At 39.1% G+C, this 25,472-nt stretch carries 24 protein-coding genes; 11 read left to right on the forward strand and 13 right to left on the reverse strand.

What is annotated here, in order from left to right; all coding sequences use genetic code 11:
• Window positions 1-30 precede the first annotated feature (30 nt).
• Window positions 31-723 carry a 16S rRNA pseudouridine(516) synthase RsuA gene (rsuA, locus tag E2I05_RS16810; protein ID WP_121853395.1) on the forward strand — a complete coding sequence of 231 codons (693 nt, stop codon included), beginning with the start codon at window positions 31-33 and terminating at the stop codon, window positions 721-723.
• Between the two features lie 561 nt (window positions 724-1,284).
• Here rsuA and E2I05_RS16815 read toward each other — a convergent pair.
• The 9 genes from E2I05_RS16815 to E2I05_RS16855 form a co-directional block, all read right to left on the reverse strand.
• Window positions 1,285-2,124: a DUF4097 family beta strand repeat-containing protein gene (locus E2I05_RS16815; protein ID WP_121853394.1), complete on the reverse strand. Its 840-nt coding sequence runs from the start codon at window positions 2,122-2,124 to the stop codon at window positions 1,285-1,287.
• A gap of 18 nt (window positions 2,125-2,142) precedes the next feature.
• Window positions 2,143-2,664, reverse strand: coding sequence for a hypothetical protein (locus E2I05_RS16820; RefSeq protein ID WP_121853393.1), 522 nt, complete (start codon window positions 2,662-2,664; stop codon window positions 2,143-2,145).
• On the reverse strand, window positions 2,661-3,194 hold the full coding sequence (locus E2I05_RS16825; protein ID WP_121853392.1) for an RNA polymerase sigma factor: 534 nt from the start codon (window positions 3,192-3,194) through the stop codon (window positions 2,661-2,663). Before E2I05_RS16825 ends, E2I05_RS16820 begins: the two co-directional genes overlap by 4 nt.
• A gap of 1,274 nt (window positions 3,195-4,468) precedes the next feature.
• Complete coding sequence (lhpI, locus tag E2I05_RS16830; protein ID WP_121853391.1) at window positions 4,469-5,416, reverse strand: bifunctional Delta(1)-pyrroline-2-carboxylate/Delta(1)-piperideine-2-carboxylate reductase; 948 nt, start codon at window positions 5,414-5,416, stop codon at window positions 4,469-4,471.
• An 89-nt stretch (window positions 5,417-5,505) separates the two neighbouring features.
• Entirely contained in the window at window positions 5,506-7,911 is a 2,406-nt protein-coding gene (locus tag E2I05_RS16835; protein WP_170179644.1) for an ankyrin repeat domain-containing protein, read from the reverse strand.
• 362 nt (window positions 7,912-8,273) lie between these two features.
• A complete protein-coding gene (locus E2I05_RS16840) occupies window positions 8,274-8,510 on the reverse strand; it encodes a YgjV family protein (protein WP_121853389.1) in 237 nt (78 codons plus the stop codon).
• 276 nt (window positions 8,511-8,786) lie between these two features.
• A complete protein-coding gene (locus tag E2I05_RS16845; protein WP_121853388.1) occupies window positions 8,787-9,137 on the reverse strand; it encodes a glutathione S-transferase family protein in 351 nt (116 codons plus the stop codon).
• 3 nt (window positions 9,138-9,140) lie between these two features.
• The gene (locus tag E2I05_RS16850; RefSeq protein WP_121853387.1) at window positions 9,141-9,563 is read right to left on the reverse strand and encodes a glutathione S-transferase N-terminal domain-containing protein; all 423 of its coding nucleotides are present in this window, start codon (window positions 9,561-9,563) and stop codon (window positions 9,141-9,143) included.
• 6 nt (window positions 9,564-9,569) lie between these two features.
• Window positions 9,570-10,319 carry a ferredoxin--NADP reductase gene (locus E2I05_RS16855; protein WP_121853386.1) on the reverse strand — a complete coding sequence of 250 codons (750 nt, stop codon included), beginning with the start codon at window positions 10,317-10,319 and terminating at the stop codon, window positions 9,570-9,572.
• A 635-nt stretch (window positions 10,320-10,954) separates the two neighbouring features.
• Here E2I05_RS16855 and E2I05_RS16860 point away from each other — a divergent pair.
• The 5 genes from E2I05_RS16860 (at window position 10,955) to E2I05_RS16880 (ending at window position 15,930) form a co-directional block, all read left to right on the forward strand.
• Entirely contained in the window at window positions 10,955-12,082 is a 1,128-nt protein-coding gene (locus E2I05_RS16860; RefSeq protein ID WP_133309613.1) for an IS4 family transposase, read from the forward strand.
• 55 nt (window positions 12,083-12,137) lie between these two features.
• On the forward strand, window positions 12,138-12,323 hold the full coding sequence (locus E2I05_RS16865; protein ID WP_133309406.1) for a hypothetical protein: 186 nt from the start codon (window positions 12,138-12,140) through the stop codon (window positions 12,321-12,323).
• Between the two features lie 147 nt (window positions 12,324-12,470).
• Entirely contained in the window at window positions 12,471-13,961 is a 1,491-nt protein-coding gene (locus tag E2I05_RS16870; protein WP_121853417.1) for an FMN-binding glutamate synthase family protein, read from the forward strand.
• Window positions 13,962-14,185: 224 nt separating this feature from the next.
• Window positions 14,186-15,406 carry a multifunctional CCA addition/repair protein gene (locus E2I05_RS16875; protein WP_121853418.1) on the forward strand — a complete coding sequence of 407 codons (1,221 nt, stop codon included), beginning with the start codon at window positions 14,186-14,188 and terminating at the stop codon, window positions 15,404-15,406.
• Window positions 15,407-15,663: 257 nt separating this feature from the next.
• Window positions 15,664-15,930, forward strand: a complete 267-nt coding sequence (locus E2I05_RS16880; protein ID WP_121853419.1) for an Lpp/OprI family alanine-zipper lipoprotein — start codon at window positions 15,664-15,666, stop codon at window positions 15,928-15,930.
• An 89-nt stretch (window positions 15,931-16,019) separates the two neighbouring features.
• Here E2I05_RS16880 and E2I05_RS16885 read toward each other — a convergent pair whose 3' ends face one another.
• The 3 genes from E2I05_RS16885 to folB are packed head-to-tail and all read right to left on the reverse strand — an operon-like array spanning window position 16,020 to window position 17,704.
• Entirely contained in the window at window positions 16,020-16,823 is an 804-nt protein-coding gene (locus tag E2I05_RS16885) for an undecaprenyl-diphosphate phosphatase (RefSeq protein ID WP_121853420.1), read from the reverse strand.
• A 9-nt stretch (window positions 16,824-16,832) separates the two neighbouring features.
• Window positions 16,833-17,324, reverse strand: coding sequence for a 2-amino-4-hydroxy-6-hydroxymethyldihydropteridine diphosphokinase (gene folK / locus E2I05_RS16890; RefSeq protein ID WP_121853421.1), 492 nt, complete (start codon window positions 17,322-17,324; stop codon window positions 16,833-16,835).
• A 29-nt stretch (window positions 17,325-17,353) separates the two neighbouring features.
• A complete protein-coding gene (gene folB, locus E2I05_RS16895) occupies window positions 17,354-17,704 on the reverse strand; it encodes a dihydroneopterin aldolase (protein ID WP_121853422.1) in 351 nt (116 codons plus the stop codon).
• Window positions 17,705-18,543: 839 nt separating this feature from the next.
• Here folB and plsY point away from each other — a divergent pair.
• Window positions 18,544-19,170 carry a glycerol-3-phosphate 1-O-acyltransferase PlsY gene (gene plsY / locus E2I05_RS16900; RefSeq protein ID WP_121853423.1) on the forward strand — a complete coding sequence of 209 codons (627 nt, stop codon included), beginning with the start codon at window positions 18,544-18,546 and terminating at the stop codon, window positions 19,168-19,170.
• A gap of 481 nt (window positions 19,171-19,651) precedes the next feature.
• Here the strand turns inward: plsY and tsaD are convergent, their stop codons facing one another.
• On the reverse strand, window positions 19,652-20,665 hold the full coding sequence (gene tsaD / locus E2I05_RS16905; protein ID WP_121853424.1) for a tRNA (adenosine(37)-N6)-threonylcarbamoyltransferase complex transferase subunit TsaD: 1,014 nt from the start codon (window positions 20,663-20,665) through the stop codon (window positions 19,652-19,654).
• A 233-nt stretch (window positions 20,666-20,898) separates the two neighbouring features.
• Between tsaD and rpsU the strand changes: the two genes are divergently transcribed.
• From rpsU to rpoD, 4 genes are all read left to right on the forward strand, one after another.
• Window positions 20,899-21,114 (forward strand): 30S ribosomal protein S21, encoded by a 216-nt coding sequence (gene rpsU, locus E2I05_RS16910; protein ID WP_121853425.1) that lies wholly within the window; start codon window positions 20,899-20,901, stop codon window positions 21,112-21,114.
• A gap of 6 nt (window positions 21,115-21,120) precedes the next feature.
• Entirely contained in the window at window positions 21,121-21,564 is a 444-nt protein-coding gene (locus E2I05_RS16915; RefSeq protein ID WP_121853426.1) for a GatB/YqeY domain-containing protein, read from the forward strand.
• A gap of 70 nt (window positions 21,565-21,634) precedes the next feature.
• Window positions 21,635-23,362, forward strand: coding sequence for a DNA primase (gene dnaG / locus E2I05_RS16920; protein ID WP_121853427.1), 1,728 nt, complete (start codon window positions 21,635-21,637; stop codon window positions 23,360-23,362).
• A 200-nt stretch (window positions 23,363-23,562) separates the two neighbouring features.
• On the forward strand, window positions 23,563-25,386 hold the full coding sequence (gene rpoD, locus E2I05_RS16925; RefSeq protein WP_121853428.1) for an RNA polymerase sigma factor RpoD: 1,824 nt from the start codon (window positions 23,563-23,565) through the stop codon (window positions 25,384-25,386).
• The last annotated feature ends 86 nt before the right edge of the window (window positions 25,387-25,472 follow it).

Below are 25,472 nucleotides of genomic sequence, written 5' to 3' on the forward strand. Positions count from 1 at the left end.
AAAATTATTATTTTTTAAAACTGGAACATTGTGCGCTTAGATAAATTCATTTGTGAAGCGACTGAACTCACTCGTAATCTTGCTAAAAAAGCCATTAAATCAGGTGATATTAGTTGTGATGGTGTCATCATTAAAAATGCCGCTTTTAAAGTTCAAACAGATATGCAAATTTGCTTCGAAGGAGAGCCTATCGAAGTTATTGGTGACAGGTATATCATGCTCAACAAACCTGTTGACACGATTTGCTCAACAACCGACGAAGTGTATCCTTCTGTTATATCACTGTTAGATGTTATCAAGACTGATACTTTACACATTGCCGGCCGACTGGATGTAGACACCACAGGGTTAGTATTAATTACCTCCGATGGTCAATGGTCACATAAAGTAGCATCACCTAAAAAGGAATGTGGGAAGCGCTATTTAATTAATGTAGCCGAAGAGCTCGATAATGAATTAGTGAAACAATTCGAATCAGGCATTTGCCTTAAGAGTGAACCTGAACCGCTTAAGCCTGCAAAACTTGAAATCATCGATTCTCACACTGCGCGTTTGACGATCACCGAAGGTAAGTATCATCAAGTGAAACGTATGTTTGCAGCAACAGGTAATAAAGTCATTGGGCTTCACCGAGAAGCCGTTGGTAAAATTGAACTCGATGAAGATTTAGAAACCAGCGAATGGCGCTACCTTACTGACGAAGAAGTTAACTCAATAAAGTAAGGTCTGTTGATCTTTCAGGATTAAATTTTGTGCTATTTGAGCATTTATCTGTTCAACCTAAATAAATCGGTTGGGAGCGTTCATATACGCAGAAAAAATTACTGATAGTAAGGCATGAATAGCAGCAAGTAGTGGTTCTACTTGCAAAATTTATAACGCAGCTAGCGGTGATTTTGGCAAGTATATGAATGTTCAGCACTCACCTGATGGGTGAATTAGGGTTGTTTAGTTTTGTATTTAACTTCAATAGATTAAAGCTAAATTGTGCGTTCAACCGATTTATTTAGGTTCAAGGCGTGAGCAGTGATGTTTAGCCATCTAAGTGAGCTGGTCACAACACAGAACAGTGAATGCTCAAAAGCATCGAAAAAAGAGAGAGCGTAAATTGGTCGCTCTTTCTAAATCAAAGGTGCTGCGTTATCGTTTTCTTATTTGGAAACGAAGTAACGACAGTTTTGTATGTCGATAATAACCAAACCTCACAAACTCTACCTTACATAAAATAACCAATTTATCGCTGCAAAAACAATCACGAAAGATCAACAGGCTCTAATATTTCAATTATTTCTTTTTAAGCATCAAAGTACCACTGACAGTATTGAGAAACACATTGCCTCTTCCAATGCCAGTTTTGAATGACATTGATTCTGAACCTGTGTACTTTGCTTTAAAAGGTAAATCCTTCGATAGATGATTTCGAATAGAGCCACCTGGACCACCATTTAACGAAAATGCTGCTTTAGGCATTTCAGCAAAAACGAGTTCAATATCCCCGCTAACGGTTTGTGCTCTAAGACGTGTGAATTTATCACCCACATTAACAACGACATCACCACTCACATTTTTTACTCTTAACTCATTTGTCACAGAAGGGGTTGTTTCTATGTTGCCCGAAATTGAGTTCAGCCTTACCCAACCAGACAATTGTTTTGTACTCAGTGCTCCTGAAACCGTCTGCAACGACGGTTTCCCTGAAAGGTTTTCTGCGTCAATACTGCCACTTATCGTTTCAACGTGAATATCTCCATCTAAATCCTTTAAATTAAGGTTGGTACTAATGCCATCCAAGTTAAGGTTAAGACTTTTCGGAACTTTTATAATGAGTTTACTTCCGGATTTGTTCCCGCCGTTAAACTGGTTAGGTAAATCATCCTCAATTAAAACACTATCGCCATCACGTTTGAAAACGAAACCCTCGCTAAGTTCATCTAAGGTGCCAATGACTTGAATTCTATCTTTATCCCAGCTTTGTATATCAACACTACCTCGTTTTACATCTATGCTCACATTAGGCATCTTTGATACATTAAGGGTTTTATCCACTTTTTCTATTGCATAACCAAATAATGGGACGGTCAACATACTGAGAATTATGAGGATATTACTAAATTTCCGCTTCATTTTTTGCTTCCTTTTCACTCAAATTGAATAATAAGTTTGTGTTTCGATAAGCCCTTGCGCTTGTTCTAATAGCTCTATTTCGCGGCTTTGTAACCATAGCCACAATTCCCATAACTGTTTGTCATTTGGGTTTAGTCTTAATTGGTTACCCACCATTTTTGCAGCATTACGAAGTTCATGAATGCCAGCTCCAATCGGCCTAGTAAGTGGGCCGTTTTTCAAACTCACTGGCTTAATCACAAAGTTGAAATTTTCAACCTGCTGCTGATGTTGTGCCGCGAGTTCATCTATCAGGGTTATCATTGCCGTATTTGGTAAAGCATCCCCGTTATTAGAGTACTTATTAACTTGCCAACCAGTGAAGAACGCCAACAAAACACTCGACGCAATGGCTAGTCTTATCCATTTTGTGTTTTTTATCTTAAGAACATCCGTATCGAGTTTAGCTTCAATCTCACTCCAGAGAGGATCCTTAGGGTTAATTGATTTCGGTAACTCACTAATTAATTGGTTGAGCTGCTCATCTGAAATATTATTCATGACAACATTTCCTTCAGTAACTGCCTAGCACGGTAATATTGAGCTTTGCTCGTGCCAACGGCCATATTAAGCAAATCCGCAATTTCTTCATGTCGATATCCCTCAATGGCGAATAACACAAATACCACTCTTGCTCGTTCGGGTAACTTTAGTATCATTTGATCAAGTTCATGATAATCATCATTAATAGAATATTCAGGAAGAGCATCAGCACTAAATAAACGGTTCCAGAAGCTTTTTTGGCTTTTAATCATGGTCAGAGTTTGATTTACGCATAATCGATGCAACCAAGTACTAAACTGGCTTTCACCTCGATAACTTGGCAGCTTATCCCACAATCTAATAAAACATTCTTGAGTGATATCGTGAGCTAGGTCATGACCACCAGCCAATCGATAAGCCAGTGCATAAACACGCTTATGATGAGTTTCATAAAGTGATTTAAAAGCCTGTTTATCTCCAGAGCTAGCAAGAGCTATGAGCTGATGTTCTTCTGAAATTGGTAAATCAACTTCTGCTAGTGCAAGCACCAAAAATATCCTCTAATGTTGTTATACCAATTACAGTAATTAATCTCTCACTCAGCAAGAGATAAAGGTTTTCAGTACAAGGCGCATGTTCGAAGTACTATTTACCCTAACGGCCGCCATAAGAATCTGACATTCAACGCACTTCGTGCTTTTGTCGGGATAATTCAAGAACGTGTAACGCAATAATGGAAACCTTTAGCCTTGCCCTTCGGGAGCTTGTATGCTCACACTTTGGTTTATAAACCTAAAAACATCAGTTGAACGCTGAATATACGAGTAACTGTTTGAGCAATACGATGATTTTCTTATCATGTGTTTCATCCAATAAGTGAAATGCTCTACGCTCACAAGCTTGCTAAAATGACTGCTATCTGCGTTGTAACTTTTGCAAGTAGAATACTACTTGCTGCAAGCCACGCCTTACTATCAGCCATTTTTTCTACGCTTGAGAACGCAGTCAACTGATGTTTCTAGGATAAATAATACTTAACAAAATTATCTCAACGTAGATAACTATGTTTTCACCAATTTCGTTTGTACTTTGTGCGCATACATAGCTCTGAGTTGAGCATTTAAGTACTGTAATTGGTATTAGTTTTATGATTAGACAATTTGAGGTTAACAAAAGGTTTAAATGAATTAAAAATTTATTAGGGTCTGTTGATCTTTCGTGATTGTTTTTGCAGCGATAAATTGGTTATTTTATGCAAGATAGAGTTTGTGAGGTATGGTTATTATCGACATACAAAACTGTCGTTACTTCGTTTCCAAATAAGAAAACGATAACGCAGCACCTTTTATTTAGAAAGAGCGACCAATTTACGCTGTCTTCGATGCTTTTGAGCATTCACTGTTCTGTGTTGTGACTAGCTCACTTAGATGGCTAAGCATCACTGCTCACGCCTTGAACCTAAATATATCAGTTGAACACACAATTTAACTTTAATCTATTGAAGTTAAATACAAAATTAAACGACTCGAATTCACCCATCAGGTGAGTGCTGAACATTCATATACTTGCCAAAATCACCGCTAGCTGCGTTATAAATTTTGCAAGTAGAACCACTACTTGCTGCTATTCATGCCTTGCTATCAATAATTTTTTCTGCGTATATGAACGCTCCCAACCGATTTATTTAGGTTGAACAGATAAATGCTCAAATAGCACAAAATTTAATCCTGAAAGATCAACAGCCCCTAGAACAACTTGATTTGGATATTTTCATTTGAAGCGAACTACCAACTATATTGGCAGTACTCAACTGCATTAAGAATTAAAGTGTCTTTTGATACACCAATTGCGCACAAGCTAGATCGGCTAAAGCAGTACCTACCGATTTAAAAAGCGTGATGTCTTTGTCATTATCACGCCCATAAACGTCACCTTTACACAACTGGCTCAACTCCCCTTTAACTTCATCAAGATTAAACGCGCCCTCTTTTACTGGCATCAATAATTCACCCGCTTCTGAAAATGTATTTACTTTTGCGTCAACATACACTTCTGAGCGCACCACAAGCTGAGTATCAACTTCTCTGCAGGTTTTAACATGATTGCCAACTAAATCAACATGAGTGCCTTCTGTTACAAGAGAACTTGAAAATAATGGAACAGGTGATCGAGTTGCACAGCTTATGATGTCAGCCCAAGGTACATCATCTTCTAACGACTGACTTTCTGACACAATAATGTCTGGGCGTTTTTGCAGTATTTCATCAACCACATGTTGAATTTTATTACTGCTTCGTCCCCAAACTTTAATTTCTTTTATATTGCGAACACTCGCGTGAGCTAATGCCATATATGCCGCTAAATTTCCTGTGCCACATATCAATAATGTTGATGCGTCGCTTCTCGCTAAATAATCACAAGCGAGCGCAGAAACGGCTGCAGTACGCCAATAAGTCGCTGATGTGCCATCGACTACAGCTTGAGGCAAGCCGGTACTTCTATCAAAAATCATGATTTGTGCATAAATACTTTTTAAATCAGCAGACTGTTTCGGGTTATCAGGCAAATATGTAAAGGCTTTAACTGCAATAGTTTCATCATTCCATGACGGTAAAACCGCAAATGCATCATGGCTTGATGAGTTTTCATCAAGTTCATACACCTTACGTTGAGGCATTGAAAACGGCTTAGAAAAGGTGAGTTGCAAGGTCTGAATTAAATCAGCAAATGTTAGGGAGTTATGAACTACTTCGGCTGGTATGATTATCATTACTGTCTCGGCGCTATATTGATTACATACTGTATACAATAATTAATATAACTTTCCAAATTTTATCTCTAAAAACTGCTTTACCCATTTTATTGATCGGCAATTAACATCGCAACTTCAACAGAAAACCTCACCGTAAGTATATGAATTACACTGCTATAATCAGCACTTCCCCTTACTTCATTCAAGGCTAAAGCAAAAGCCAAAGCAGTCTCTTTACGGGTAGGTTCTAACTTTACTTTTCCTAAACCAATCAATAAACTTAGTGCCTTAACATGGCCTCGCTGTATCGCTATATCTATCGGTAGTTCACCTTGGTGGTTAACTGTGTTGACCTCAGCGCCCAGACGAATAAGGGTCTCAACAGCTTGATGAACGCCATAATAGCAAGCAATATGAAGCGGTGTATTATTGTCAACATCTCGAGCGCCCAAATCGATTCCATTAATTCTAGCAATTGACTCTAACTCTTCACAATGAAACGAACTAGCCTTATGCAACCAAGTTCCACTTTTACTATTAAACAACCTGAAATATTCGTTTGAAAACAATATCCTACAAAAGTGCTTATCATAAATTTCAGAATATATGTCTGCAGATGCATAAGCTAATGCCGTCCTTCCATAATTATCAAGTAGCAATACATTTAAATTGCTGGTGGACAATAGCATTTCGACAACTTCCTTTTGTTTGCATTGTATTGCAAAATGAAAAACTGTTTTCTTATGGAAATTTCTAATATTTACGTCACAACCATTATTTATTATTAGTAAAACTAAATTATGCATTCCAAATAAGCAGGCTAAGTGGAGTGCCGTGTCCCCTTTAAAGTTTACGGCTTGAATGAATCCAGCGCCCTCAGCTCTATGTGTACACCGTTGTAATATTACTTTTGCTATATATTCTTGCTTATTAATTATACTTATGTGCAGTAGAGAGTTTTGTTTATTATCTCGATATGCTAATTCCAACGGCTGCTTATCCAGCAACCAAAGGGCAATATCTTCTCGTCCAGTTTTTATCGCCACATGTATTAATGGCTTTCCATTTGGTGTGGCTTCATTGAGATTAAAGCGGCTGGTATTATTAAGCAAAATAAGTATATTCAATGAAGCCAACTGACAAAAAATATATAAAATTGACTTTCTGTTCCATTCTAATTCCCCAAAGTTTTCCACGTTCGCTATTAACCAAACAACGACTTCATTTTTTTTCAAATTGAGTGATTTAACGATTAAGTAACTCAATTGCCCTCTGGTAAAAAACTGTTTAAGTTCTGTAGCAGAAAATAACAGTAAGATATTGAGTGGGAGCTTTCTTACATCTTCACAAAGCAAGGTGCGATAATATTTTTTATGATGATTTACATAGGCTTTTGTATTGCATTCAACTTCAGGTAACAAACGACTTAACGCCAGAACACTTTCACATAACGGCCCTTGTTCATATTTTTGTAGCAGCTGGCTTTCCAAGGAAGAGGAAGATTGAAACCGTTCCACAATAATTAAACGTAAGTGCTCACCGTATGTCTGAAAGTAAGGAGAAGTGAGAAAGTGTTTGAAGCTTTCAGTTTGAATAAATCTAATTAACTGCTCTAAATCAGTTACTTGGCCGATAACTTGTTCCAACATATTAAAGCAAATATCTAGAGGAAACTCATACCAATCAACTTTACTTAAGTGATCTAATGTTAACTGGACAATACCGTTCTTACTTTTAAGGTAAAAATACAGCCCATGTGAACTTTCTAAATTCAATTGAGTGCTCGGTATACGAAGAGACAATTCCACCCTGTCCCGATGAGTCAACACCTGCTCTATTGACTGACAACCTCTCTCATAGATATTTGTAAATAATGTACTTAATTCTTTTTCCGAGCCTGAATTTAAGAAGCTGCTTTCCCATAAATCAAAATCAAAATCGTTAAATAAAGCCTGCAGATTACTATTTAATCGCTTTTCTTCGACTTGGTTATCCAACAGGAGTGCACACTGTGACTTAAAACAATGCCTTTTTTCTTCAACAACCTTAACGGCTTCATGAGCTATTTTATCGATAACTCTTGCTGCCACTCTTTTGTTTGTTGCCAGTAACTGCACTTGAGAACTTAAATCTGGCAAAGTACTCTGTTCGATACCTTCAGGTAGATTTAATTGCGGCTGATATCTATGGTTTGGTAAATCATAAAGAGTATTTTTCAGGTAATCAGTTATACTGTCAACATCTGATTCTTTCACTATTTGACTAGAATCACATTCCCATAACTCTTTCCTTACTAGTCGTGAAATAATGACTTTTCTCTGTTGAAGATTTGTAAGATAGATCCCCTTTTTTACTAGACTTATTTCGAAAATAGCAGCCATTATTCTATCTAACAACTCTCTATTATTTTGCGGTTTTTCAGAAGACACTAATGTAGTAACAATAAACTGAACGTCTGGTAGTTGCTCATCACTTGCTGTCTTGCGTATTAAATCGGTTAAATCTTTTAACAATTGAGTCAATTTGGTCGCAAATTGTGTCTTACTTTTTATTGAACCTGTATTAGTTACACTTTGAATTTGTATTAAAAAGTCTTCCAGTTTTATTCCTAATGGAATTAACTCATGCTTATCTTCTTGTGCGTATAAAACAAAGCTTTCTAATAACTCATAAGCTTTTGATCTTTGGTCGTTGAGCTCAGCCTTTCCTCTTGACTCATTCCACGTTATATTTCTATCGGGACTTTCTAGTAAAGCCGTTTGTGTAGGGCGACAACAAGACATAAGTATTACAACCAATTGTTAACACCTTCATATTATGTCAGCGTGTCATCAAGGGCACATGTTAATTTTTGTTAATTAACATGTGCCTTTTACTAATCTGGCTTACTCTGTTGATAGATGTGATATAAATGGTAAAGATTAATGAAACAGATCGCTGAATTCATACCCACAACAGGCCAAGCAGAAATATCAACGCCGTAGATAACGAACAAAAAACAACCGCTAAAATTTATCCAACGTAGCCAAATAATGTTTTTCATCATCAAAGATATCGCGATCAATAATGATGCAAAGTAACCCAGCATTTCTAGCCAATTAATCGACTCCATATTTCACCTCAATATAGTATTACGCCTAATGTTTTAATCATTTCGGGTTTAATTCCTCGCCCCTTGTGGCGAACTAACACAAAAGGTTTGTGTTTTGTCATACCAACGTAAGTTGGTATCCAGCGACTTTCACTAAAGGAGTTAGCGATTTAGAAAGTATCAATCTTTGTCATACCAGCGAAGGCTGCTATCCAGTGACTTTATAGAAAAAAGCAAAGGCACTAGACTACCGATATATAAAACTGTCGATACTTCTCCCCTCAGGGGCGGGGTGATTCAATTTGGTTTTGTCGCCAAAAAGCAGTCGAGTTGCCTGATATTTTGAAACCAGTTTGCTAAATTTTTATTTTCTAATTTCCATTCGATTTCTGGATGCCGAAAATCGATATAATCCAACGCACAAACTAACGTAATCGTGCAAGCGTTTAGATTTTCAGTCTGAAAAAGGTAGCCTTTTTCCATTTCAATACAGTTCAGTGTTTGTTTAATTGCCGAGCAAAACCGAGCTGTCCAAAAAGGCGAGCGGACGTTTTTATCTTCATCTTCACGCATTTGCTCTTGTCTCAACCCTACCGTACTATCAACTAAGGGATGTCGCAGTTCAAATAATACCAATTTAAATTTCAACGCTTAATTTGTCATACCTGCGAACGCAGGTATCCAGCGACTTGTGCCCAAATTAACCAAAGACTCTGGACTCCTGCGTTCGCAGGAGTGACGATAAAATTGGTATACATTCTTCCGCCACGTCCCTAAACCTTTTAAAAGCGAAAAATCGGTTGCAAATTGCCAATCAACTGTCTTTTGAAATAGTTTACTCTCGCCAAATGCTGCGTCTAAATATCGCATAATCACTTCGCTATCGTAGATTGAACCACCATCATTAAGGATTAAGCACGGGATCTTGCCAAGAGGGTTACACGTAATAAGCTCATGGTTGTTTTCAAAAGGATTAACAATGTGTTGCTCTATTTGCTCAGAGAGCTTTAGGCTATGGACTGCAACTCTTACCATACGCGCATAAGGTGATGCATCCGAATAAAGTAGTCTCATTATGCTTTACCAATACTTTTCAACGGTGATGTTCCCGGGAGCTCTGCGAAGGTTTTTCGTTAAACCTTTATCAAGCAAAATTGCTTGGGCATCGGTTATCATCCCAGGGTTTCCACAAATCATGACTTGCGAATTTTCTGCGCTTAACTTTAAACCGACTTTTTCTTCAATGACACCACTTTTTAAACCATCAGGAATACGCTGCGATAGTGCATCGCTATATGTCTCTCTTGTGACAGACAGCACAAGATGAAACTGAATAGGACGACGCCTTTTTATTTCTTTAAGTTGCTCAAGGTAAGCCAAGTCAGCCGCTTCTCTTACTCCATAAACTAAAATAACGCGATCAAAACGTTGCCATGGCTCATTGGTTTCCATTATTGAAATAAACGGTCCTACTGCTGTGCCCGTCGCTAAAAACCATAAATGTTTTCCTTGATGTTCGTTCTTAGGAATTTCATTCAACGTCATAAACCCTGCCGCTTTAGTCGAAACTTCTACCTCAGCACCTACGCTTAAATTATGTAGTGTTGGGGTTAATTGTCCGTCTTCGACAGCTATCGCTAACACTTCGATGTAATTTGTATCCGGTGCATTGACTAATGAGTAGGCTCTTGCAATGCGCTTTCCGTCTACAACTTCACTCAATTTAATGAATTGACCAGCAATAAACGGAGCCACATCTGCGGAAATTTTTAATGAAAATAACTTATCATTCCAATCAGTTCGTTCGATAACCTTACCAGTAGTCCACATAAGTTTTCCTTAAGAAAGTTGCACCTTGAACCTAAATAAATCGGTTGAATGCACAATTTAATTTTAGTCTATTGAAGTTAAATACAAAATTAAACAACCCGAATTCACCCATCAGGTGAGTGCTGAACATTCGTATACTTGCCAAAATTACCGCTAACTGCGTTATAAATTTTGCAAGTAGAAACGAAGTAACGACAGTTTTGTTTGTCGGTAACAACTATGTCTTCATCAATTTCGATTGCACTTTGAGCACATACATAGCTCTGAGTTGAGCATTTAATTACTGTAACTGGTATTACTATCAGTAATTTTTGCTGCGTTTATGAACGCTCCCAACCGATTTATTTAGGTTGAAGTATCACGAATATAAACCTACTTCAATCTGTAAAAATAATACACCCAACGAGATTATTTAGTTAATTATGGAGCATTAGTTTTTTATGCTAGCTTCATATTGAAAGATAAACGGACTTATGTTGGTTTATTAAGTAAAGCTTTGGATTGAAAGCTGCTTTTCTGGTGCACAATCAATCTATCTATAGTTCAATGGCACTAACTTAAGATTTAGCTGAAGGTTTACTAATTGAACAATAGAGAGTAAATCATACAGATTAAGGTTTTTCTAGTGTCACGCCATGAATACTACAACTCGCCAATTCTTCAATGATGCCCCAGAATTGTTACGTCGCTTTGCTCAAACGGAAGAAGATGAACTTTCTTCAATTCTCACTCTGCAAGATTTAGAAGATTTTCAAAAAGATAATACTCAAAGAGTACGCAAATATCCCGCTTGCCACACTCTTTCGCTTTTCATGAAGCAAGTTGCCAGTGAAAACAAATCTTGTCGTTGCACACTAATCAGTGACGCTAGAGATCAAATTGCTATAGGTCGAGAGAAAAACAGCACAATTACAGGTCCCTACTGTAAAGCAAGAAAACGGTTATCTCCAGAGTCAATTAAATCGCTATTGAAGAAATCAGGAAAAAACTTAGATGAAGCGATTCAAGGGAAATACTTATGGCATGGCCGTAGAGTGCTATTAACTGACGGCTCAACACTATCTATGCCTGATACGCACGAGAACCAAGCCCAATTCCCTCAACCTAAATCACAAAAAGAAGGGCTGGGCTTTCCTCAGCTGCGGATTTTAGTGTTAATTTCTTTGGGAAGCGGTGCAGTCATTGACTCGGCTGTTTCACCTTGTAAAGGGAAAGGTACTGGCGAGCAGGCACTATTAAGAAGTATGCAGTCAGACTTGAAACAAGGTGACATTGTGCTGGGAGATGCTAATTTCGAAAACTACTTTGTTCTTGCAGGACTAATGGGGTTAGGCGTTGATGCTGTTTTCGAAAAAAACGGAGCCAGAAATGTCGATTTCAGAACCTGTGAAGAAAAGCTGGGTAAGCGAGATGGTTTATTTAAGCTAATTCGTCCATCCTGTCCAGAATGGATGACCCCAGAGGATTACGCTCAAGTGCCAGAAGAGCTTATCGTCAGAATGGTAGGAACAAAGAAACGTATCATTGTTACCACGCTCACGGATAAAGAAGTCTATCCGAAGCAAGATATTATTGATTTATACGTTTCACGATGGCATATCGAGTTGGATTTTAGGTCAATCAAGACCATGATGAAAATGGATATTTTAAGGTGTGGTAGTCCAGATATGGTGCGTAAGGAAATTGATGTTCATTTGTTAGTTTACAACATGATAAGGGCACTTATGTGCCGAGCGGCAGAAAAAAAAAGGAATATCGCCTAGAGAGGCAAGTTTTAAAGCCGCACATGACGCATTACAAGATTTTCAGATATTACTTTTGCAAGCCACCGAAGGGATCATTGACACTTTATTGGATGTGATAGCAGATATTATCGGCGAGCATATCGTTGGCAATCGCCCAGGGAGAAAAGAACCGAGAGCAAAGAAAAGGCGACCGAAACCGACACCAAGGTTACAACATTCAAGAAAGCAAGCACGTAGGCTTAAGGTATATCAGAAGTAATTCTTAAGTTAGTGCCATTGATCTATAGTTCGAAATATAAATGATAAAAAAATTGCTCCAAACCCATTGAATATACACACATAAAACAGCTTATTGAACTAGGCTATTAACTAGTGCTTTAGCTTGCAATTGTTAGGGGAAATAAATATGGAAAATATCAGCTGGATTACAGAAGGGCTTAATTTTCTTGCCAGTCTATTCCTATTAGCCGTTGGACTTGGTGTACTTGCCATTATCTACATGTACTTTGTGGATAAAAAGCAGACGAAACAAGCCATTAGACATAACTACCCCGTTGTTGGCCGATTCAGATATTTATTTGAAAAACAAGGCGAGTTTTTCAGGCAGTATTTTTTCTCTCAAGATCGCGAAGAAATGCCATTCAATCGTGCTGAAAGGAGTTGGGTTTACCGTGCAGCCAAGAAAGCAGATCGTTCTATTGCTTTTGGTTCAACGCGTTTACTTGAAACCGAAGGTGCCATCATGTTTATGAATACGGCATTTCCCACATTAGATACAGATGCCGCACCATCAAAACCCCTTACCGTTGGCGAAGGTTGTCGTCATCCTTATACGACTTCAAAAATTTGCCACATTTCTGGAATGAGTTTTGGCGCTCTGTCGCGCCCAGCTGTACAGGCATTATCTAAAGGGGCGGCAAAAGCAGGTTGTTGGATGAATACTGGTGAAGGGGGGCTTAGCCCTTATCACCTTGAAGGTGGCTGTGATGTAGTTTTCCAAATTGGTACAGCAAAATATGGAGTCAGGAACTCCGAAGGTCACCTCGATGACGACAAATTAATGGAAGTTGCCGCTCATCCCGAAGTCAAAATGTTTGAAATTAAACTTAGCCAAGGCGCCAAACCAGGAAAAGGAGGAATACTTCCCGGTGTAAAAGTCACCCCTGAAATAGCCAAAATTCGCGGCATCCCTGTAGGGCACGACTCAATTAGCCCTAATGGTCACATTGAATTTAAAAATGTTGGGGATATCTTGGATATGATCCATCGAGTCCGCGAAGTGACAGGAAAACCCACAGGTATAAAAGCGGTAATTGGTGATACAACATGGCTTGATGACTTCTTCGACGAAGTAGAAAAGCGAGGGGTTGAAAGCGCACCAGACTTCTTTACGGTTGATAGTGCTGACGGAGGTACCGGCGCGGCACCACAATCTTTAATGGATTATATGGGATTACCACTTAAAGAAGGTTTACCTATTTTAGTTAACACGTTAAAAGAGCGAAATTTGAAGCAACGGGTCAAAATTATCGCTTCAGGTAAACTGGTTGTTCCTTCAAAAGTCGCATGGGCTTTAGCTATTGGTGCTGATTTTATCGCATCGGCACGAGGCAATATGTTTGCACTAGGCTGCATTCAAGCCTTACATTGCAATAAAGATACTTGTCCTACTGGTATTACGACGCATAACCCTAAGCTGCAACAAGGCCTTAATCCAATTGATAAAGCGGAAAGAGTAGCTAATTATAACCGTTATTTACATTATGATTTGGAGCTTATCGCCCATTCCTGTGGCGTCTCCGAGCCCCGAGAATTAGATCGCAATCATGTGAGAATCGTGATGGAAAACGGTTTATCGGTCTCATTAGACAAGTATTACTCAAACTTAAATCGGTAATTCATTTACCAATAATTTAACGGCTGCTATAAAATGCAGCCGTTTTTTTAAGTATTCTTTAACTTAAGTGGCTTGCTGATTCAAAATCTACCGTTAACGCAAAACATCCAACAGTCAAACACAAAAATAAACTCAAAGGAAATAACTATTTTTCTTGAAACATTCATAGATGCACTTCAATCGTTTATAGTTTTACTAGAAATAAATTTAAATTATAAATATTAATGAAAATATATTTAGTCGGTGGCGCAGTCCGAGACGCATTGTTAACTCTCCCAGTAAAAGACAAAGACTATCTTGTGATTGGAAGCACGCCTAAAGAGATGCTCAAACTTGGATATCAGCAAGTAGGAAAAGATTTCCCTGTATTTTTACACCCTAAAACTCATGACGAATATGCTCTTGCAAGAACGGAGCGTAAAACAGGCGTTGGATACGATGGTTTCAGTTGTGATGCTTCAAATTCAGTGACCCTTGAGGAAGATTTACTCAGACGAGATTTAACCATCAATGCGATTGCTCAGGACGAGCATGGGAAATTACATGATCCATATAATGGTGTTATCGATCTAAAAAACAAAGTACTTAGACACGTTTCTGATGCATTTATTGAAGATCCCCTTCGAGTGCTAAGAGTTGCTCGTTTTGCGGCTAGATTTTCTCACCTTGGTTTTACTATTGCGCCAGAAACTCTAACTCTGATGATTCAGCTTTCTTCGTCAGGTGAATTAAGCGAACTCAGCGCTGAACGCATTTGGCAAGAAACAGAAAAAGCACTGAGTTACGACCAGCCACAAGTTTATTTCGAAACATTGAACCAATGTGGAGCTTTAAAAGCGTTATTTCCGGAAGTAGCCGTTTTATTTGGCGTGCCACAGCCGAAGCAATGGCACCCAGAAATAGACACAGGAATTCATACTATGATGGTTCTAGAGCAAGCAGCAAAACTCACAATGGATAAACAAGTGCGTTTTGCTGCATTAGTTCATGATCTTGGTAAAGGCCTCACACCTTCTGAATTATGGCCTAAACATCATGGTCACGGACAAAAAGGTGTTGCTGTAATTAAGCAGCTATGCGAACGCTTGCGTATTCCTAATCAATATCGTGATCTTGCTGTAATTGTCAGTGCCCAACATCAAAACGTTCATAATGCAGCAGAACTTAAACCCTGTACGATTTTAAAACTATTTAACGCCATAGACATTTGGAGGAAGTACGAGCGCTTTGAGCAACTTTTATTCGCTTGTCACGCAGACTCTCGTGGCCGAACAGGTTTCGAGTCCATTGCTTACCCACAAGCGCAATATTTGAAACGGTGCTACCAACAAGCAAGTATGGTTTCAGCAAAAACAATAATAGAACAAGGGTTTGCAGGTTCAGAAATTAAATCACAAATAGATTTAAAGCGATTAGATGCCATAAAACACGTCAAGTTTGAATAATTAACTGAAATAGAATTTATTTGGTCGTAATAACAATAAAAAGACAAATATAAAATAAATTTATATCCTATAAACTTAATGTGTTACGGTCGTTAACTGAACATAAGCTTGCTAACAAAGAAGAAATATTTGAATTAACTTTAGCCAATTTGATTAATTCATGGCAAGTTAGATTCTTTATGACATAATTAGCTCGGTTCGATGGCAACATTTTGTAATCGAAGCATTTAATACAACCACTCTGTAAGGGATTTTTCATGAACAAAAAAGTACTAACAATCGCAGGTCTTGCACTTACTGCCCTATTAGGCGGTTGCGCGAACACTGCAGCTCTAGAAGAAAGTGTTGCTAACTTAGGTAATAAAGTTGATCAATTATCTGCAGAAGTTAGCTCTTTAAAATCAGAGCAAGGCCAACTTGCTTCTACTGTACGTAGTGCTAAATCTGCGGCAATGGATGCTAAAGCTGAAGCTAAGCGCGCTAACGATCGCCTAGATAACATGGCAACTCGTTACAAGAAGTGATTACTTCGCGATTGGCAAGGTAGTGATTACCTTGCCAGTTACTCATACCATTCTATTAAACAGAAAGCTCTCTCAACACTTCACAAGTATTAGCTTAAAAAAATAACCCCACACAATACCGCACCCAGTAGCAGACGATAAATCACAAATGGAATCATTCCCACTTTACTGATCACTTTCAAAAAGTAATGAATACAGATATAAGCCGATACAAAAGAAACAACTGTACCAAAAAATAGCGCATTCATGTCGATGCTTTGTGTACTTTGCAACAGATCTTTAGTCACTAAAATCGCCGCTCCTAATCCCGTTGGTATCGACATATAAAACGAGAACTTAGTGGCTGCTTCTCGACTCAATCCCATCATTAACCCTGCCGTCATGGTTACTCCTGAACGAGATGTGCCAGGAATGAGTGCTAACGCTTGAGCAACACCAATAAATAACGCTTTTTTCCAACCAGCTTGATACTCCGTCAGTTTCCGGTTTGATAAGCTATCAGCCCACCATAGCAACAAACCAAAAACAATGGTCGTAGTTGCGATAACTTCGATTGTTCGGAAGTTAGCTTTGATATAATCTTTGCCAAAATAGCCAAAAATTACAGCCGGAATCGTCGCCAAAATAATCCACCAAGCAAGCTTACTGTCAGGTGTCGTTTGCTGCGTTGCTATACTTTTGCTCCATGCGGTAAACATGTTCCATAATTCGGTACGAAAATAGATCACAATCGCAAGCAATGAGCCAGTATTCACTGCAACATCAAATGAAAAGCCTTGATCTTTCCAGCCCAATAATTGCGATGGTAAAATCAGATGGCCAGAGCTTGAAATCGGTAAAAATTCTGTCAGCCCTTGAATCAAGGCTAAAATAATAACTTGAAAAGTTTCCATATAATTAACCTAATTCTTCCATTTAAACGCTATCGGTTTTAGGTTTTGAGAAGCTTTATCATAATCCTCCCACATTGATTGAAAATCTTGATGTGTTTCAGGATGAATGAGTTCAGGCGCAATTTCAGCCATCGGCCACAACACAAAGGCATTATAAGTAATCTCAGGCCTTGGAAGCTGAACTGGGTGCATACAAATTTGATCATCATACAAGAGTAAATCTAAATCTAAAGTACGAGAGCTGAACTTTATCGCATTGGACTTTCTACCATTATTCTTTTCAATCGTTTTTAATACTTCAACAACTTCAGCAACACTCAAATCAGTAGTTGCGCCGACAACTGAGTTTAAAAAATCTCCGCCTTCAAAACCAACAGCTTCACTCTGGTAAATAGAAGATAAAATGAGCTTGCCAAAGATTGTTTCTAGTGCTTTGGTTCCACTTCTTATGTATTTGTCGGGCTCTATATTACTACCAACACTGATGTATATTTGTGCCACATCGCCTCCTGTGATTAAGTAACTTATTTCTAGCGTTGCCTTATTATTTCAACACCGACAGTATCAGCTTTCTCAATAGCCCCAGGCTTATGAACACAAACTTTTACCCACCTAACGTTAAACTCTGAAATCAAACACTGCGCTGTCATTTCAGCAACAGTTTCAATCAGTTCAATCGGTTTTTCTGTAATGAGTGCTTGGAGCCTGTTTGATACAGTCTCGTAGCAAAGTGCTTGACTATAGTCGTCGGCTTTAGCGGCATTACTGATGTCCCACTCCATATCAAGATCGAGGTAAAGGCTTTGTTCAAGCACTTTTTCCCAGTCATAAACACCAATTACAGTATCTATTTTCAATTGTCGAATTATCACTTTATCCATCTTCATGTCCTAAATACGTAGAGGTCTGATAAGCATTCAGCGACTTAATAGTTATAATGCCAGCCATAGCGAGATCCACAGTAGATTTTGCTCAGCAAAACTGAGTAAATTATAAGTTTGAAATTTTTATAAAATATTTAAAATACATACAAGGTTCTAACGATTTTAAGTCCGAGTAAAATACATTGAAAAATAAATGTTTCAGTTGAAATGTACTTTCAAACATTCGCTGTATAGTAAGAACATAGTCAGTAGTTTTGAAATCAAAGTGCACATGCTAATTTTTGTGGCGTGATAATACACGAATACTCATTTTTATAGAAGGTTACCGGCTCAGTGACAAAAATAATTTTAGTCCTTGCCGATTGATTGAAGTAATATGAGAAAGGGAATGAAAAATGGAAATTTTCACCCCTCTATAATAACTAATACCAATTACAGTAATTAAATTCCAAGCTCAGAGCTATGTATGTGTTCAAAGTACAAGTGAAATTGATGAAGACATAGTTATTACCGACATACACAGCTGTCGTTATTACATTGCTACGTTGAGACAGTTTTGCGTAGTAATTTGGACACATACAAGCTCCCGAAGGGCAAGGCTAAAGGATTCCATTACTAGGTTACAAGTTTTTGAATTATCCCGACAAAAGCACTAAGTGCGTTGAACGCCAGTTTTGTATGGCGGCCGTAGGTAATATAGTACTTCAAACTTGCGCCTTGTACTGAAATCCTTTAGCTCTTGCTGAGTGGGAAGTTAATTACTGTAATTGGTATAACCATTTGTATCATAGAAAGAACATACCAAAAATGAGCAAGTTAAGAGTAAGGAAGCCGATTTGAGCATAGTTGCACTCACTTTATTTATGATGGTAGCCGCCTATTTATTAGGCTCTATTTCGTCAGCCATACTTGTTTGTCGACTTCGCCGACTGCCAGATCCTAGAACTCAAGGTTCCGGCAATCCTGGTGCCACCAATGTACTTAGAATCGGTGGTGCAAGCTCGGCTGCGATGGTGCTCTTTTTTGACATGCTTAAAGGCGCACTGCCTACCTATATTGGTTATAAACTCAATATTGACTCAATATCGTTAGGCTTAATTGCAGTTACGGCGTGCATTGGTCATATTTTTCCTGTCTTTTTTGATTTTAAAGGCGGAAAAGGCGTTGCAACGGCTTTTGGAGCAATGGCACCAATTGGTGAAGGCTTGGCATTATATTTAATGGCAACTTGGGTTATTGTTGTATTGTTAACTCGCTACTCTTCTTTATCTTCAATCGCTACCGCACTTTTAGCACCTTTACTCACATGGTATCTTGACGAACGATTTACTATACCTGTAGCTATGCTCAGTATGCTCATTGTCATCAGACACAAAGATAATATTATTCGTTTAATTAATGGTGATGAACCTAGGTTTACCTTAAAAAACCGAAGCAAAAACAAGCAAAAAAAGTCTCCTTAAACCTAAATAAATCGGTTGGGAGCGTTCATATACGCAGAAAAAATTACTGATAGCAAGGTATGAATAGCAGCAAGTAGTGGTTACCGACATACAAAACTGTCGTTACTTCGTTTCTACTTGCAAAATTTATAACGCAGCTAGCGGTGGTTTTGGCAAGTATATGAATGTTCAGCACTCACCTTTTGGGTGAATTAGGGGTGTTTAGTTTTGTATTTAACTTCAATAGATTAAAGCTAAATTGTGCGTTCAACCGATTTATTTAGGCTGAACACATACATAGCTCTGAGCTGGGAATTTAATTACTGTAATTGGTATTACCACATGGAGTTGTACATATACCACTCAGTCGTGGGGTTGCCCTGCCCACATACCCGTGAAGGATAGTCGGAGGCTGGAAACGAAGTAAGGGATCTAGCGATTTAGAAAGTACCAATCTTTGTCATACCAGCGAAGGCTGGTATGACAATTAAACCCGAAGTGATTAAACTGGCTCTAATGTATCCAAAGGCCACCTTGGCTGTCCCTTAACGGATAAATCTTCAGTCTGCCCCGCTAACAATCGTTGAATACCTGCATAAGCGATCATTGCACCATTGTCAGTACAAAACTCAGGACGAGGATAAAATACCTCACCAGCTAAGCTAGACATCATTTCGGCTAAGTTCGCTCGTAATCTAGAATTCGCGCTCACACCTCCCGCAATAACCAAGCGGTTATATCCAGTCTGTTTTAGCGCTCGTTTACTCTTAATGATTAATGTATCTACAACCGCCTCTTCAAAAGCGCGCGCAATATTAGCACGTGTTTGTTCGTCATCGGGTTCTGCTGAAATAGTATTCGCAGCAAACGTTTTCAGCCCTGAAAAGCTGAAATTAAGTCCGGGTTTATCTGTCATCGGCCGAGGAAATTTATAATGAGTCGCTTCACCTTTTGCAGCCAGTTTCGCTAAACGAGGGCCACCTGGGTAATCGAGCCCCATTAGCTTAGCCGTTTTATCAAATGCTTCACCTGCAGCATCATCTACTGACTCACCTAACACTTCGTATTGACCCACGCCGTCTACTTTGACTAATTGAGTATGCCCGCCTGATACTAATAATGCGATAAAAGGAAACTCAGGTGGCGTGTCTTCAAGCATTGGCGCTAACAAGTGCCCCTCCATGTGATGAACACCTATGGCTGGAATACCTAATGAAAACGCTAGCGCGCGGCCTGCACATGCCCCAACTAACAATGCACCAACAAGTCCGGGACCTTTGGTAAAAGCAATGCCATCAAGATCGCTAAATTGGCAACCTGCTTCATCAAGAGCCTGTCTAATAAGCGGAATCACTTTTCTCACATGATCTCTTGAGGCTAATTCAGGCACGACACCGCCATAATCAGCATGCAGTTTCACTTGGCTATATAATGTGTGGGACATTAAGCCTAATTTTTCATCATAAACGGCGATTCCTGTCTCGTCACAGGAAGTTTCTATACCTAAAACCCGCATTTCTACTATTCTTTATAATCAATCAGGCGAACGATTCTACCCGTTGACTCATTGATTCACCAGCAATCGAAGCCATATAGACAAAAGTTCTATCTAACTCTTCGGTATTGCGCTTTACAAATCGTATCTTGTGAGTGTAAAATTCCGAACCAATTTAAAATCAACCTTGATTGAAAATTAACCCACATGGGTGTTTTCTTTCAAAATTAACTACACCTAAGGGGTGATGGCGTATGCCAATTGTTAAAGTACGTGAAAACGAACCATTCGACGTAGCTCTTCGTCGTTTCAAGCGCTCTTGTGAAAAAGCTGGAATCTTAGCAGATGTACGTGCTCGTGAATTTTACGAGAAACCAACGACTTGTCGTAAGCGCGCAAAAGCTGCTGCAGTTAAACGTCTAGCTAAGAAGCTTTCTCGCGAAAACGCACGTCGCGTACGTTTATATTAATCCACTATGAGCCTAATTGATCAGCTAAAAGACCAGATGAAACAAGCCATGATCGCTAAAGATAAAGCGAGATTGGGAACTATTCGTTTGGCACTTGCCGCCATTAAACAGATTGAAGTGGATACCCGCGAATCTCTGAATGATGATCAGGTAATAGCGGTCTTAACCAAAATGGTTAAACAGCGCCGCGATTCGATTGCTCAATATGAAGCAGCGAACCGCAGCGATCTTGCTGACATAGAAGCCGCTGAAGTGAATGTAATTAATACATTCCTTCCAAAGCCTCTAACTTCAGAAGAAGTTGACGCAATTATTGCGGAAACCGTCACAGAAGTAGGTGCAGCAACCATGGCGGATATGGGTAAAGTAATGGGTGCGTTAAAAAGCAAAATTCAAGGCCGTGCAGATATGGGTGCCATTGGTGCATTAATCCGTGCAAAATTGAAATAACCGCTTTTAACGTTACAGCAGGCCGTGCAATTGCGCGGCTTGTTTGTTTTAATCGGCATAAAGTGGAACTATGGCAATACCTCGTGATTTTATCAATGAGCTGGTTGCTCGCACAGACATAGTTGAACTCGTCAACCGCAAAGTGCCGCTCAAAAAAGCTGGCAAGAATTATTCTGCTTGCTGCCCATTTCACAGTGAGAAATCCCCTTCGTTCACTGTCAGTCATGACAAACAGTTCTATCATTGCTTTGGATGTGGTGTTCACGGAAACGCTATCGATTTCGTTATGGAATACGATCGTCTTGAGTTTGTTGATGCCATCGAAGAGTTAGCCTCACTGATTGGTTTAGATGTTCCTAGAGAAGAATATCGAGGCCCCAAAAAAGATCAAAACTTAAGCCGTGATCTTTATCAGTTGATGGATGAAGCCAATCGCTTCTATCAAACTCAACTAAGACAGCACCCAGAGAAAGAGAAAGTACTGAAATATCTTGAACATCGCGACCTATCAGCGGATGTAATAAGCTCTTTTGGTATTGGCTTTGCTCCAGATGGATGGGACAACTTGCTGGGTCGATATCGTGGCCAACAAGATTCACAGGACAAACTCCTTACCGCTGGCATGTTAATCGAGAAAGATAATGGTCGACGTTATGATCGATTTCGTGATCGGCTCATGTTTCCAATTAATGATAGACGTGGCAGAGTAATTGGGTTTGGAGGACGAGTATTAGGTGAAGGCACACCAAAATATCTCAATTCACCTGAAACACCTATTTTTCACAAAGGCAATGAACTCTATGGCCTCTATGAATTAAAACAAAAACATCGTAATCCTAAACAAATCTTAATTGTTGAAGGTTACATGGACGTAGTAGCATTAGCTCAGTTTGGTGTTGATTATGCCGTTGCCTCGCTAGGCACATCAACCACTGCCGAGCAGTTTCAATTATTACTGCGTAATGCTGAAGAAGTGATTTGTTGCTATGATGGCGATCGTGCAGGCAGAGAGGCCGCTTGGCGAGCCCTAGAAACAGCATTACCCCTACTGAAGCCCGGCGATCAAGTAAAATTTATGTTCGTTGATGATGGTGATGATCCAGACTCGATGATCAGGCGAATTGGCCAAGTTGCTTTTGAGCAATTGATTGCACAATCACAATCTCTTAAATCATTCATGTTTCAAAGCTTAACGGCAGAATCTGGTGGTGATAAAAGCAAGCTTGCTAAACAAGCAATGAATTTAATCGAGAAAATTCAAGATCAAATTTTACAAAACTTATTGCTTGATAATTTAGCCCATAAATTGGGAATGAACAGCAGTGAAGAACTTAAAAAGAAATTTGGTTTTAAAATTAATAGCAATTCAAACCCAATGGGTTCAAAAGCACTAAAAGGACGTGGAACACCACTCCGACTGGCTATTGCACTATTAGTTCAAAACCCAAAAATTGGCATCAATTTGCCACCACAACCAGCTTTGTCCTATTTATCTTTGCCAGGGCTGGATTTGCTTAACCAACTTCTCGACTTGACTCGTACTCGCCAACTAAGCAGTGCTCAACTGATTGAAGAGTATAGACAGTTACCACAGCTAAATACGCTTAAAAAGTTAGCTCAGTGGGAGCACCAAGTTAAAGAAGAAAACCATCAGTCTGAGTTTAAAAAAGCGCTCGTTTGGTTAAATAACCAATATTTAGAACAGCGATATCAAGAACTCAGCCTAAAACAAAACCACACCAAGGAAGAACGGGTACAGCTACAAAAGCTGATATCCATAATTCAAGGGCAAAGTTAATTCCCCTATCGCAAAGAAGAGATCACTTAAATATGTGATTTTTGCTTGCCATAAGGACGAAATATCTTTTTAAACCCTGCTCTTGGACTAGCACAAGGTAGTGCACAAGGTTATAATGGACGTTTTGCGTGGATATTTAGCTTAGCTAATAGTCCGAACGCTCATCGTCGTAAACTGTTTACCCAACTTGGATGATATCTATGGATCATACGCCGCAGTCGCAACTTAAGCTGTTACTTGCTAAAGGTAAAGAACAAGGTTATCTAACCTATGCAGAAGTGAACGATCACTTACCTGCAGACATGGTCGATGCAGATCAAATCGAAGATATTGTTCAGATGATTAATGACATGGGTATTCGGGTCTATGAAGAAGCTCCCGATGCCGATGACATTATGATGTCAGAGGACAGCACCGATGAAGATGCAGCTGAAGAAGCTGCTGCTGCATTAGCTACTGTTGAAAGTGAACTTGGACGTACTACCGATCCAGTTCGTATGTATATGCGTGAAATGGGCACAGTAGAACTACTGACTCGTGAAGGCGAAATTGTTATCGCTAAGCGTATTGAAGAAGGGATCAACACAGTTCAAAGCTCTGTCGCTGAGTATCCTCAAGCGATTGCAATGATCCTTGAGCAATACGACAAGTATGAAGCTGAAGAATTGCGCTTAACCGACATCATTTCTGGATTTGTTAATCCAGATGACGATGAAGTCGCACCGACAGCAACGCACATCGGTTCCGATCTTCCTAAAGAAGAACTCGAAAAAGATGATGACGAAGAAGATGAAGAAGAAGAAGGCAACAAAGGGCCTGATCCTGAAGAAGCAAAAGAACGCTTTGAGCAACTGAGAACAGCATTTGATGTAACACAAGCAGCCATTGAGAAACATGGCCGTGAGCATCATCTTGCAGTAAAAGAGCTATTCGAACTCGGTGAATTATTCAAAGAGTTCCGACTTATTCCAAAACAGTTCGATCGTTTAGTTAAAAGCATGCGTTCGATGATGGATCGCGTTCGTATTCAAGAACGTTTAATCCTTAAGCTTGCTGTTGATCAAGCTAAAATGCCTAAAAAGAACTTCGTTAAGCTTTTTTCAGGTAATGAATCAAATGATGAATGGTTCACTAAAGAGTCAACTGCAGGTAAATCGTATTCTGATGCTTTAATTCGCTCAGAAGGCGATATTAGACGTTGTATTTCAAAACTTGTTTCAATTGAAACAGAAACAGGTTTGGCTATTTCTGCCATCAAAGACATAAACCGTCGTATGGCAATCGGTGAAGCAAAAGCTCGCCGCGCCAAAAAAGAAATGGTTGAAGCTAACTTACGTCTAGTAATTTCTATCGCTAAAAAATATACCAACCGTGGTTTACAGTTCTTGGATCTTATTCAAGAAGGTAACATTGGTCTAATGAAAGCGGTTGATAAGTTTGAATACCGCCGTGGTTATAAGTTCTCAACTTATGCAACATGGTGGATCAGACAGGCTATTACTCGCTCTATCGCGGATCAAGCACGTACCATTCGTATTCCGGTACACATGATAGAGACCATTAATAAGCTGAATCGTATTTCGCGACAAATGCTACAAGAAATGGGACGAGAGCCTTCACCTGAAGAGCTAGCTGAACGCATGGTAATGCCTGAAGATAAAATTCGTAAGGTATTAAAAATCGCTAAAGAGCCAATCTCGATGGAAACACCAATTGGTGATGACGAAGATTCGCATTTAGGTGATTTTATCGAGGATACTACCCTCGAACTACCACTGGACAGTGCCACTGGCGAAAGTCTAAAAAATGCGACTCATGAAGTTTTAGCTGGTTTAACCGCTAGAGAAGCAAAAGTATTGCGTATGCGATTTGGCATCGACATGAATACCGACCACACACTTGAAGAAGTTGGTAAACAGTTCGACGTAACTCGTGAACGTATTCGTCAAATTGAAGCGAAAGCGTTACGTAAACTACGCCACCCTTCTCGTTCGGAAATTCTTAAGTCATTCTTAGACGAATAACAACGATTGCTATTCCCTTAAAAAAACTCTGCACATGTGCAGAGTTTTTTCGTTTTAAAGCCTAAATAATATCGCATTTGATTATC

It is taken from the genome of Parashewanella spongiae (assembly GCF_004358345.1).
GTDB lineage: Bacteria > Pseudomonadota > Gammaproteobacteria > Enterobacterales > Shewanellaceae > Parashewanella > Parashewanella spongiae.

Bases quoted from the DNA above. Each gene is read 5' to 3' on its own strand.
- E2I05_RS16815 (WP_121853394.1), bottom strand. From the start codon at position 2,124: ATGAAGCGGAAATTTAGTAATATCCTCATAATTCTCAGTATGTTGACC.
- E2I05_RS16820 (WP_121853393.1), bottom strand. From the start codon at position 2,664: ATGAATAATATTTCAGATGAGCAGCTCAACCAATTAATTAGTGAGTTA.
- lhpI (WP_121853391.1), bottom strand. From the start codon at position 5,416: ATGATAATCATACCAGCCGAAGTAGTTCATAACTCCCTAACATTTGCT.
- E2I05_RS16840 (WP_121853389.1), bottom strand. From the start codon at position 8,510: ATGGAGTCGATTAATTGGCTAGAAATGCTGGGTTACTTTGCATCATTA.
- E2I05_RS16850 (WP_121853387.1), bottom strand. From the start codon at position 9,563: ATGAGACTACTTTATTCGGATGCATCACCTTATGCGCGTATGGTAAGA.
- E2I05_RS16855 (WP_121853386.1), bottom strand. From the start codon at position 10,319: ATGTGGACTACTGGTAAGGTTATCGAACGAACTGATTGGAATGATAAG.
- E2I05_RS16860 (WP_133309613.1), top strand. From the start codon at position 10,955: ATGAATACTACAACTCGCCAATTCTTCAATGATGCCCCAGAATTGTTA.
- E2I05_RS16870 (WP_121853417.1), top strand. From the start codon at position 12,471: ATGGAAAATATCAGCTGGATTACAGAAGGGCTTAATTTTCTTGCCAGT.
- E2I05_RS16875 (WP_121853418.1), top strand. From the start codon at position 14,186: ATGAAAATATATTTAGTCGGTGGCGCAGTCCGAGACGCATTGTTAACT.
- E2I05_RS16880 (WP_121853419.1), top strand. From the start codon at position 15,664: ATGAACAAAAAAGTACTAACAATCGCAGGTCTTGCACTTACTGCCCTA.
- E2I05_RS16885 (WP_121853420.1), bottom strand. From the start codon at position 16,823: ATGGAAACTTTTCAAGTTATTATTTTAGCCTTGATTCAAGGGCTGACA.
- folB (WP_121853422.1), bottom strand. From the start codon at position 17,704: ATGGATAAAGTGATAATTCGACAATTGAAAATAGATACTGTAATTGGT.
- tsaD (WP_121853424.1), bottom strand. From the start codon at position 20,665: ATGCGGGTTTTAGGTATAGAAACTTCCTGTGACGAGACAGGAATCGCC.
- rpsU (WP_121853425.1), top strand. From the start codon at position 20,899: ATGCCAATTGTTAAAGTACGTGAAAACGAACCATTCGACGTAGCTCTT.
- E2I05_RS16915 (WP_121853426.1), top strand. From the start codon at position 21,121: ATGAGCCTAATTGATCAGCTAAAAGACCAGATGAAACAAGCCATGATC.
- dnaG (WP_121853427.1), top strand. From the start codon at position 21,635: ATGGCAATACCTCGTGATTTTATCAATGAGCTGGTTGCTCGCACAGAC.
- rpoD (WP_121853428.1), top strand. From the start codon at position 23,563: ATGGATCATACGCCGCAGTCGCAACTTAAGCTGTTACTTGCTAAAGGT.